Here is a 10,641-nt window from a genome sequence, read left to right as displayed (position 1 = left end):
TTATTAGCCCGGCCTTTTTTTAAATAAAAAAATCAATGTTTACTTTCCAAAGAAACACGTTAACCTTAGTTTTAGTTTGTACCAATTTTCGACGTAATAAGCATCGTATATTGATATGAATCACCTAATCAAAGATCAAAATATTGTAGTATGGTACTTAATTACCTTGTTGAATTATCATTAGGTAATATAATTATTTTTAATGATGTGTAATTTGCACCAGTCCGACATGGATTATTAAGGTGCTTTATGTCGCTGTATTTAGTTGATGCTACGGAATTATAAAAATTTACTAGTTGTTTGAGTTTATTAAGTTTGGATTAATTACTCATCATCTATCTTGACTGAGTGTAGGCTACACAGCCTTTAGTTACTAAAATGGAAGGGAATGAAACATGAAACTAAAATCACTAACTATAGCTTTAGCGCTTGCTGCAACAAGTGCTTCTGGTATCGCTGCTGAAAAACAAGGTTTTTATATTGGCGCATTTGGCGATTATTATGATAACTCTTGGGAAAATATCCGTGACTACCCACCTGGCGGTTTAGATGTAGATGACTCTACAGGCTGGGGTTTAGAGCTTGGTTATCGTTTCAGTGATTATTGGAGTGCTCGCTTAGAGTATGCTGATATGGATTTTGACTGGACAGCTGAAACGACAGCTGGTACCACTGTAAGTGGCTCTGAAAGTGGTAAGCGTTACGGTATCGATGGCCTATATCACTTTGGCGGTGGCCCATTTTACGGTATTTTTGGTTTGAAAAACCTTGATGCTGTTGATGAAGATCTGATGTTCGCAAACGTAGGTGCTGGTTACCAACACTACTTTACTGATAATTTTGCATTTAATGCAGAAACGTCTTTATATCAAGGTCTTGACCGTGGTTACACAGATGTTGGTGCTAAATTAGGCTTAAGCTATATCTTTGGCGATCAAAGCGAACCAGCTGAGCCAGTAGAGCCAGCTCCAACAGTTGTTCCTGTTCCAGTTGAACCAGTAGATAGCGATGGTGATAACATCCCTGATGCTGATGACCAATGTGCAAACACACCTATGACTGATGCTGTTGACGGCACAGGCTGTACGCTTTATGAAGATCGTGAAGTTACTAAGAGTCTACTAATTACGTTCCCTAACAATACATCTAAAGTATCTCAACAATACCTAGATGATATTGATGCTGCTGCTGCGTTCTTAAAAGAGCACCCAGGTACAGACGTAGTGCTTGAGGGTCACTCTTCATCAGTAGGTAAAGCTGATTACAACAAGTGGTTATCTAAGAAACGTGCTGATGCGGTAGCTAAGAAACTAATTGAAGATGGCATTGATCCAATGCGTCTAACTACTGTTGGTATGGGTGAAGAGCGCCTTAAAAATCCAGCAAATACGCCAGAAGCACACGCTGAAAACCGTCGTGTTGAAGCGAAAGTAACTGTAATTGAGCGTGTTAAAGTAGAGCGTTAATCTAACCCTTTACGCAAATTTCAAAAACCCAGCCTAGTGCTGGGTTTTTTCTTATCTAAGCACTAGGCATTGGTTAGATAGGAATGATTCTTAATAAATATTCATTTGAATAGCGTTTTTTTCTAGTACTATTCATGTTATTTATAGTGAATATTAAACTCCTTACTTACAGCATGGATTTTCATCTATACTTAAAAGCTTTATAATTAACCGTCAGAATACTATAAGTGCTGGGTCTTAATTGGTATTTAGCTTAATACTACCGAGTACTTTCACGTCACCAAGAGGGCAATATTGTGCTACAAGAATATCGTAAACACGTAGAAGAACGTGCCGCGTTAGGTATCGTACCAGCGCCATTAGATGCTCAGCAAACGGCTGATCTTATTGAATTAATCAAAAACCCACCGGCAGGCGAAGAAGAGTTTATCGTTGATCTTCTAGTTAACCGCGTACCACCGGGTGTTGATGATGCTGCTTACATCAAAGCAGGTTTCTTAGCTGCAGTTGCAAAAGGTGAAGCGAGCTCTCCACTTGTATCAAAAGAAAAAGCAGCTGAGCTACTTGGTACTATGTTAGGTGGTTACAACATCGCACCTATGATTGAACTTTTAGATGACGAAGCGTTAGCGCCAATCGTTGTTAAAGGTTTATCAAACACATTATTAATGTTCGATGCTTTCTACGATGTAGAAGAAAAAGCGAAAGCAGGTAACGAATTTGCTAAACAAGTAATCGAATCTTGGGCAAATGCAGAATGGTTTGTAAACAAGCCTGCAGTTGCTGAAAAAATCTCAGTTACCGTATTCAAAGTAACTGGCGAAACAAATACTGATGACCTTTCACCTGCACCAGATGCATGGTCTCGCCCTGATATTCCACTACACGCTTTAGCAATGCTGAAGAACGAACGTGATGGTATCAATCCTGAAAAACCAGGTGAAGTTGGTCCAATCACACAACTAGAAGAGCTTAAAACGAAAGGTTTACCTCTTGCATACGTTGGTGATGTAGTTGGTACGGGTTCTTCTCGTAAATCTGCAACTAACTCTGTACTTTGGTTCATGGGTGATGATATTCCTCACGTACCAAACAAACGCGTTGGTGGTGTATGTTTAGGCGGTAAAATCGCGCCTATCTTTTTCAACACAATGGAAGATTCTGGTGCATTACCAATCGAACTACCTGTTGATGAGCTAAACATGGGTGACCAAATCGATATCTTCCCATACGAAGGTGTTGTTAAGCGTCATGGTACTGATGAAGTAATCTCTACTTTCTCTCTTAAATCAGACGTAATTCTTGATGAAGTGCGTGCTGGTGGTCGTATTCCACTAATCATCGGTCGTGGTTTAACTGATAAAGCGCGTGCATCACTAGGTATGGAAGCTGAAGATATCTTCCGCAAGCCTGCTCTTGTAACTGATTCTGGTAAAGGCTTCACATTAGCTCAGAAGATGGTTGGTAAAGCATGTAACATGCCTGGCGTACGTCCTGGTCAATATTGTGAGCCGAAAATGACAACTGTTGGTTCGCAAGATACAACAGGTCCTATGACGCGTGACGAACTTAAAGATCTAGCATGTTTAGGTTTCTCTGCAGATCTAACAATGCAGTCTTTCTGTCATACATCAGCTTATCCTAAGCCAATCGACGTAAACACTCACCACACACTTCCTGATTTCATCATGAACCGTGGTGGTGTATCACTACGTCCAGGTGACGGTGTAATCCACTCATGGTTAAACCGTATGCTATTACCAGATACAGTAGGTACTGGTGGTGACTCACATACTCGTTTCCCTCTGGGTATTTCATTCCCAGCGGGTTCAGGTGCGGTAGCATTCGCAGCGGCAACTGGTGTAATGCCTCTTGATATGCCTGAGTCAATCTTAGTTCGTTTCAAAGGCGAAATGCAGCCAGGTATCACACTACGTGACCTAGTTCATGCTATCCCTTACTACGGCATTAAAGAAGGTCTTCTAACAGTTGAGAAGAAAGGTAAGATCAACGAATTCTCTGGTCGCGTACTAGAAATCGAAGGTGTTGAGCACCTAACTGTTGAGCAAGCTTTCGAACTTTCTGATGCATCAGCTGAGCGTTCAGCGGCAGGTTGTACAGTTAAACTTTCTAAAGAGTCTATTGCTGAATACCTAGAGTCAAACATCGTAATGCTTAAGTGGATGATCTCTGAAGGTTACGGTGATGTTCGTACGATTGAGCGCCGTATCAATGCAATGCAAGAGTGGTTAGCTAACCCTGAACTTATGGAAGCTGACGCTGATGCAGAGTACAAGCATGTAATCGAGATCGATCTTGCAGAAATTAAAGAGCCAATTCTTTGTGCTCCAAATGACCCTGATGATGCACGTCTTCTTTCAGACGTAACAGGCGAGAAAATCGACGAAGTATTCATCGGTTCTTGTATGACTAACATCGGTCACTTCCGTGCAGCAGGTAAACTACTAGATGGTTTCAGTGGCCGTATCCCAACTCAACTTTGGGTTGCACCACCAACGAAGATGGATAAAGACCAGCTTACTGACGAAGGTTACTACGGTATCTTTGGTCGCGTAGGTGCACGTATCGAAACTCCAGGGTGTTCACTATGTATGGGTAACCAAGCACGTGTTGCTGATAAAGCAACTGTTGTATCTACCTCTACGCGTAACTTCCCTAACCGTCTAGGTACTGGCGCTAACGTATTCTTAGCATCAGCAGAGCTTGCAGCAGTAGCGGCAATCTTAGGTAAATTACCTACACCTGCTGAGTACCAAGAGTATGCAGATAAGATCAATGCAACTGCAGCTGATACTTATCGTTACCTGAACTTCCACCGTATGCCTCAATACACTAAAAAGGCAGACCAAGTAATCGTTCAGCAAGCTGTTTAATTTTAGATAAATTAAATGACAAGAAAGCCCGCATTTAGCGGGCTTTTTATTTTAGATAAAAAATCTAAATTTTTTCTTTATCTGATCTTAAAACTACATAAACCATCAATGCTGTTTACATAATAACGCAAAAATTTCCCACCAATTGCATTAAAATCCTCGCCAATATTCTCAACGTATTAAGGCGAGATCTAAATGACTACATTAAACAACCAGAACCTTCTACAGCTTCGTTTTGTAAGCCAAGCGCATATTGATGCAGTAAAGCCTTCTTTTGCTAACCTACCTGCAAACCCATACGCAGATGGTGAATTTCGTAAGCGTCGTTATTCAGTAATCAAAGTTGTTGATGGTGAATTAAAACTACAACCAACAAAAGCATTTGTGCAAGATGACTCAATCAATACCTTCCAAGGTAATGTTGAGCGTACCTACGAAAATCTAGAAGATAGCTTATTAGCGACTGATGGTATGAAGCAAATCGTTAATCAGTTCCGCGATATGACGGGTATTAGCGATGATCGCGTTATTGAAATTCACCAATTCAGAATGCTTGCGATCGACAGTGACACTCCAGCTGCACCTGAAGGTGTTCACCAAGATGGTTTTGATCACGTATGTGTATGTGGTGTATCACACGAAAACTTAGAAGGTGGTGAGCTACTTGTGTATGAACACCAACAAGCTGAGCCATGTTTCAAAATGGAAATCAAAGACGGCATGTTCGCACTGATTAATGACCGTGAAGTATGGCACAACGCTACACCAATGAATAAATTAGACGCAAGCAAAGAAGGTTACCTTGATTGCTTCGTACTAACTGCGTAAGGGTATCTCATGGACTTAACGCAATTACGTCGCCAATTTCCTGCACTTATGCAACAAGTTGCAGGTCAGTCACCGATTTTTCTTGATGGCCCAGGTGGCTCGCAAGTACCACAGTCAGTTTTAAGTGCTATGACTGCTTATTTGGGTTACTACAACTCAAACTTAGGCGGTGCATTTTTCTCAAGTGATAAAACGGTAGAGTTAATGGCAAATGCTCGCCAAGCTGCAGCCGATTTATTAAATGCACCATCTAAAGAGCAAATCGTGTTTGGTGCAAACATGACAAGTTTAACGTTTAGCTTTAGCCGTGCTATCTCACGTGATTGGACTGCTGATGATGAAATTATCGTCACCAATGCCGATCACTTCTCAAACGTATCATCTTGGCAGCAAGCTGCTGAAGATAAAGGCGCGACAGTAAAAACTACCCTTATCAACGAAGCTGATTGCAGCCTAGATATGGCACACTTTGAAAGCCTTTTATCTAGCAAAACAAAGCTTGTTGCTGTGACATATGCATCAAACACCACTGGTTCAATTAATGACATTAAACGCATCGTAGAGCTTGCACATGCTGTTGGTGCGCTAGTGTATGTTGATGCCGTTCATTACGCACCTCATGAGCTTGTAGATGTACAAGCACTTGATTGTGACTTCTTAGCCTGCTCGGCATATAAGTTCTTTGGTCCTCACCTTGGTATTGTCTATGGCAAACGTGAGCACCTTGAAGGTTTCACACCATATAAAGTTGAACCTGCAAAAGATGTTGCGCCAGGTCGCTGGGAAACGGGTACACAAAGCTTTGAAGCGCTAGCTGGCTTAATTGCTGCTGTTGATTACATTGCTGCAATTAGTGAGCTTGATGACAGCCATTCACGCCGAGAAAAACTTGCGGCTGCATTTGCGATTACTAAACAACACGAAATGGCATTAAGTAAGCATTTCTTAACGCGTTTAGCAGATTACTCACGCATCAAGTTATTTGGTATTGATGATCTAGAGCGTGTAGCTTACCGCACACCGACTTTTGCTTTAACGTTTGAAGGCATCGAACCACGTGTTGTGTCTGAATTTTTAGGTAAGCAACATATTTGTGTGTGGGATGGAAACTTCTACGCCCAAGGCTTATGTAAGCAGCTAGGTGTATTAGAAACCGGCGGCGTAGTACGCATTGGTTGTATGCACTACAACACTATTGAAGAGCTTGATAAAGTCTTTGATTTATTTGATCAATTACTAGCAGATTAAAGCCGGGTTTTTAGCTTCAAATCTTAAGTTATAAGCAGCCCGAGTGGGCTGCTTTTTTATGACAATAAAAAAGCGCGACATCAAATGCCGCGCTCTTTTTTCTTGAAGCTTAAAACTTACAGCTTAGATTGCTTTAAATCGAATCGCTGTGCCGCCGCTGGTGGCAAGCTTTAATGTTAGCTTATCATCAGCAGTCACTATGCGTTTTTCTACTTTTAAGTCGTAAGGGTTATTTACCCATTCAGCTTTGTCACCGTCACGGTAGATTTGCGCTTCAAACTTTTTACCTTTATCTAAGAAGTCTAACTTCACTTCTAAAGTGCGAGCTTTTTCGTCTGTAACTGCACCTAGATACCAGTCGTTACCTGAGTATTGATCACGCTTGCGTTCTTTACGTGCAAATACAACGAAATCGCCAACTTCACCTTGTAGTGCAATACTTTGTTGCCAATCAGTTGGTACATCCTGAATAAACTGGAATGCATCTGGCTTCGCTAAATAATTACGTGGTAAATCTGCGGCCATTTGAATAGGGCTGTACATTACAACGTATAGCGCTAATTGCTTCGCTAGGGTCGTTTGTGGGCGGTTGGTATCAGCACCTAAACCGTTAAAGCCCATATCAAAAATACCTGGAGTAAAGTCCATTGGGCCTGCAAGCATACGGGTGAAAGCTAGCATTGGAATGTGCTCTGGTGGGTTCGGCGGTGTACCCCATGCGTTAAACTCTTGACCACGGGCACCTTCACGAGCAATCCAGTTCGGGTATGTACGACGTAGGCCGGTATCTTTCACAGGCTCATGCGTGTTGATACTAATTTTATGTTTTGCAGCAAGTTTTACGTTGTGTAGGTATTCATTAACCATGAACTGACCATCGTGCCACTCTTTGCGTACAATACCGTTTTCATCGATGCGCTTGATGTTACCACCGTCAGCGACATAACCTGTTTTAACTTGGCTTACATTTGATTTTTCGTATAACGCAAATGCATCTTCCATTTGGTTACGGTAGTTGGTCACGTTGCCCGACGTTTCGTGGTGACCAATTAATTGTACGCCTTTTTCTTTGCCGTAACGTGTCAGCTCTTCAATATCAAAGTCGTCGTAAGGTTGTGTGAAGCTAAATACGTCACCGTTATAAAACCAGTCGCCATCCCAGCCAATATTCCAGCCTTCGACTAGCACGCCATCGAAGCCATATTTAGCAGCGAAGTCCATGTAATATTTAGTGTTTGCAGTGGTTGCACCATGGATTTTACCGCTACCCCAAGAATTTTCTTTGATGTGCATACCCCACCAAATACCTACGTATTTACCTGGTTTAACCCAAGATACATCACCCAGTTTATTTGGTTCGTTTAGGTTTAAGATGATATCTGAGTTGATTAAATCAACGGCTTCATCACCAATTTGAATTGTACGCCAAGGAGTATTAAATGCGCCTTGTTTTTTGACCGCTACACCGTCTGACCAAGGTGTTAGATCGGCTTGGAAGGTACCATCACGACGTTGATTTAAAACCATGCCTGCATAATCAACAAGGGCAGCTTCGTGAATACTGATATGCACACCCTCTTTATTTTTTATAGTAAATGGTGTGTGCACAAGTGCCGCTTTATGAAGTGGGGTGGTGTTATAAACATATTCATAACGGTTCCAACCACGAGCGGGGATCCACCAAGCTGTTGCATCTGATGAATCTGTAATAGCAAACTCTGTAAGCTCTTTAGTGATTTCTACATCATCATAACCAGCTTGTTTTGGTAATTCGTATCGAAAGCCTACGCCATCATTAAAAGCACGAAAACGTACCGTAAACGTGCCACCTTGTGGCTGTGGTTTTTTAAAGGTAACAGCGACTTCGTTATGGTTATCAACCACAGTTTGGCGTTCACCCCAAGGTTGCTCCCAGCTGTTTTTTACCGAATCAGTGGTTTGGCTGCTAATTTTATAACCTTCACTCATTGCTGGTTGTTGTTTAAAAACAAGCCCTAACGAAGAGTTAGCAATGACTTGTTTACCGGCAAAGCTGATTTCGTAGCTAGGTGTGTGTTGCTCATCTGAGATAGTTACTTTGATCTGCCCATCAGGTGAACTGACGGTTGTGGTTTGTGCTAGGCAAGTACCTGAAAAGGCTGCTAACATTAAGGCAGTTAATCGCATTGTTGTTCCTTGGCGGCTTATGGTTATGGATTGTTGTCATGTATTCACATATATCCTTAAAGCATAAAGTGACTTGCTGGTTAATACGAGAGATCTGCATACGTATTCAACAAAGTGAACGCGGCGATATCCAGCCCAGCACCTAAAAAGGTTTAGCAAAATGACAAGAATAACCCTGTTGCTACTACTATTGTTTAGTCAATGTTTATTGGCACAGCAAGTACAGATAGTTGATAAGCAGAATCAACCTGTCAAAAATGCCGTGGTTTGGCTTAAAGGTTCAAAACAAGATACAGTTCTTGATAGTCATTACACTATGAGCCAAAAAAAACGTGCCTTTGTGCCTCATGTGTTGGCAGTGCCACAAGGGGCTAATGTTGAGTTTCCTAACCTTGACTCAATCATGCACCACGTTTATTCATTTTCTAAAACAAAGCAATTTGAGTTAAAGCTTTACCACGATAAACCAGAAAAACCGATTAACTTTGCACAATCGGGGGTTGTCGAGCTTGGCTGTAACATTCATGACTGGATGCTGGGTTACATTGTTGTTGTCGATGGGGGTATTTATGGGCAAACAGATGAGCAAGGTATGGTTGAGTTAAGCTTACCAGAAGGTAAGTTTACTTTGGCTGTTTGGCATGACCGCTTTAATGATATCAGCATACCAGAAACCATCGATATGACTAACAATGCAAAGTCATTGAGCTACCAGCTAAAACAAGCCTTATTACCAAAACTAGAATTAAGCAGTGACGAGTTTGATGATTATGAATAAATGGCAAGCTTTAGCATTGGCGAGTGTTTTTGGGTTGCCCGCAGTGGCATTTGCTGAGCATGATGGACTGGTAACTGTTTCGGCTGTGCATGGTGACCAACTAGCGAGCTATCAACGCAAAGGAATTGGTTTATACCGTTATGACCAAGAGCATGATGGTGTTGTGATATCCCAAGCTATGCTGAGTAGTCGTTTTGAGTTAACGAGTGATTGGTCTGCGCATACAGTGCTTAACGCCCATCCTGATCCTGGACTAACAGTCGGTTTTACTCAGGCTTATTTACAATATCAACCGCTCACTGCAAGTCGTTACAAATGGGCTGTTAAAGCGGGTGGCTTTTATCCAAAAATGTCACTTGAAAACCCACAAAGTGGTTGGATGTCACCTTATAACTACACTAATTCTGCGATTAATAGCTGGATTGGCGAGGAGGTGCGGGCCTTTGGTTTAGAGGCAAGCATCAAGCGCCCAGGTAGAAAATTTAGAAGTAACCATAGTTTTGAAGGCTTTGCTGCGGTTTTTAAAGGTAACGATCCAGCGGGAACACTCCTGTCATGGCGAGGATTCGCTATGCATGACAGGCAAACCACGTTCAATGAACAAATCGACTTTGCTATTCCACATTCTTTTGAGTGGACGCAGTTAGATAAGCAAGCTGAGTATGTGGAGCCTTTCGAAGAAGTCGATGGGCGCTTTGGTTATTACGTCGGTGCACATTGGGATTATCAAAAAAAATCGCAATTACGTGTTTATTATTATGACAACAATGGCGATCCAGGTGCGTTGAATACCCGTACTGGTCAATATGCGTGGGATACACGTTTTTTAAGTGCGGCATGGTTGTATAAGTTTAATAAGCAAACCCGCATTATTGTACAGCTCCTTGATGGTAAAACAGCGATGGGTACAAATCGTGGGGTAGACAATGATTTTTATAGTCATTTTGTTCTATTAAGTCACAAGTTGGACCAGCATCGTCTCACAATTAGGTATGATTATTTTAAGGTTAGCGATCATGATGATTGGCAATTTGATCCTAACCAAAGTCGTGGAGAAGCTTTAACCGCAAGTTGGCGTTATCAACTGTCGACCAAGTGGCAAGTAGGTGCTGAATATTCAGTGCTGAGCAGTGACGCTCAAAATAGACCCGGTATGGGATTTAATGAGCATAACTCGCAGCAGCAATTGCAACTTTCAGCGAGTTGGCACTTTTAATTTCATACACTTTTTCAGTTTTTCTACTAACATTCTAATGAACGT

General features: G+C 41.7%; 7 protein-coding genes. 6 read left to right on the top strand and 1 reads right to left on the bottom strand.

All coding sequences use genetic code 11. The features are described from left to right. Positions 1-395: 395 nt before the first annotated feature. The 4 genes from NFU46_RS19060 (at position 396) to NFU46_RS19045 (ending at position 6,436) form a co-directional block, all read left to right on the top strand. A complete protein-coding gene (locus NFU46_RS19060; RefSeq protein WP_251604079.1) occupies positions 396-1,466 on the top strand; it encodes an OmpA family protein in 1,071 nt (356 codons plus the stop codon). A gap of 296 nt (positions 1,467-1,762) precedes the next feature. Then, entirely contained in the window at positions 1,763-4,360 is a 2,598-nt protein-coding gene (acnB, locus tag NFU46_RS19055; RefSeq protein WP_251604076.1) for a bifunctional aconitate hydratase 2/2-methylisocitrate dehydratase, read from the top strand. Between the two features lie 195 nt (positions 4,361-4,555). Further along, the gene (locus NFU46_RS19050; RefSeq protein WP_054552412.1) at positions 4,556-5,188 is read left to right on the top strand and encodes a 2OG-Fe dioxygenase family protein; all 633 of its coding nucleotides are present in this window, start codon (positions 4,556-4,558) and stop codon (positions 5,186-5,188) included. Positions 5,189-5,197: 9 nt separating this feature from the next. Then, positions 5,198-6,436: a cysteine desulfurase-like protein gene (locus NFU46_RS19045; RefSeq protein ID WP_251604073.1), complete on the top strand. Its 1,239-nt coding sequence runs from the start codon at positions 5,198-5,200 to the stop codon at positions 6,434-6,436. A 123-nt stretch (positions 6,437-6,559) separates the two neighbouring features. Here the strand turns inward: NFU46_RS19045 and NFU46_RS19040 are convergent, their stop codons facing one another. Continuing rightward, positions 6,560-8,602, bottom strand: coding sequence for a glycoside hydrolase family 97 protein (locus NFU46_RS19040; RefSeq protein ID WP_251604070.1), 2,043 nt, complete (start codon positions 8,600-8,602; stop codon positions 6,560-6,562). A gap of 160 nt (positions 8,603-8,762) precedes the next feature. Here NFU46_RS19040 and NFU46_RS19035 point away from each other — a divergent pair, with 160 nt between their 5' ends. Together NFU46_RS19035 and NFU46_RS19030 are read left to right on the top strand one after the other, a co-directional pair. Further along, positions 8,763-9,380 carry a methylamine utilization protein gene (locus NFU46_RS19035; RefSeq protein ID WP_251604067.1) on the top strand — a complete coding sequence of 206 codons (618 nt, stop codon included), beginning with the start codon at positions 8,763-8,765 and terminating at the stop codon, positions 9,378-9,380. Then, a complete protein-coding gene (locus tag NFU46_RS19030) occupies positions 9,367-10,596 on the top strand; it encodes a hypothetical protein (protein ID WP_251604064.1) in 1,230 nt (409 codons plus the stop codon). Before NFU46_RS19035 ends, NFU46_RS19030 begins: the two co-directional genes overlap by 14 nt. Positions 10,597-10,641 lie beyond the last annotated feature (45 nt).

Source organism: Pseudoalteromonas sp. NCCP-2140, assembly GCF_023708065.1.
Classification (GTDB): domain Bacteria; phylum Pseudomonadota; class Gammaproteobacteria; order Enterobacterales; family Alteromonadaceae; genus Pseudoalteromonas.
The sequence above is the reverse complement of the archived record's forward strand: the minus strand, read 5'-3'. Positions and strand labels throughout refer to the sequence as shown.

Bases quoted from the DNA above. Each gene is read 5' to 3' on its own strand.
- NFU46_RS19060 (WP_251604079.1), top strand. From the start codon at position 396: ATGAAACTAAAATCACTAACTATAGCTTTAGCGCTTGCTGCAACAAGT.
- NFU46_RS19050 (WP_054552412.1), top strand. From the start codon at position 4,556: ATGACTACATTAAACAACCAGAACCTTCTACAGCTTCGTTTTGTAAGC.
- NFU46_RS19045 (WP_251604073.1), top strand. From the start codon at position 5,198: ATGGACTTAACGCAATTACGTCGCCAATTTCCTGCACTTATGCAACAA.
- NFU46_RS19040 (WP_251604070.1), bottom strand. From the start codon at position 8,602: ATGCGATTAACTGCCTTAATGTTAGCAGCCTTTTCAGGTACTTGCCTA.
- NFU46_RS19035 (WP_251604067.1), top strand. From the start codon at position 8,763: ATGACAAGAATAACCCTGTTGCTACTACTATTGTTTAGTCAATGTTTA.
- NFU46_RS19030 (WP_251604064.1), top strand. From the start codon at position 9,367: ATGATTATGAATAAATGGCAAGCTTTAGCATTGGCGAGTGTTTTTGGG.